Source organism: Salinimicrobium oceani (genome assembly GCF_012037645.1).
On the sequence record NZ_JAAVJR010000735.1, the window covers coordinates 1 to 427 of the forward strand.

At 35.1% G+C, this 427-nt stretch carries 1 pseudogene; it reads left to right on the top strand.

The annotated features are described in order from the left end of the window. Positions 1 to 220, top strand: a pseudogene (locus HC175_RS19135) (translational GTPase TypA); the annotation flags it as partial. Positions 221 to 427: the final 207 nt, after the last annotated feature.

Below are 427 nucleotides of genomic sequence, written 5' to 3' on the forward strand. Positions count from 1 at the left end.
TGATATGGTGGTGAACATCACAAAAACCAAAAAGCTTTCTAACGTACGTTCCTCGGGTGCAGATGATAAGGCAAGGATCGTCCCTGCAATTAAATTTTCTTTGGAAGAAGCCCTGGAATATATTCAGAAAGATGAATACGTGGAGGTAACTCCAAAGCACCTTCGCTTAAGAAAGATCTATCTTACTGAAAACGACAGAAAGAGAAATAAGATCTTATAACTGGATCATTTACTATAATAAGAGCTGCTAAAAATTGTATTTTTGGCAGCTCTTATTTTTAAAGGTTGTTCTCATTATTTAGTGCAACACCTAATCTTGAATTTTGAACATTGAATTTTGAATTAACTATGGAATTACTTGGAATATCTTACGTGGAATGGATTGGGTATTTGGCATCCTTCTTTTTGCTGCTGTCCTTTCTTATGC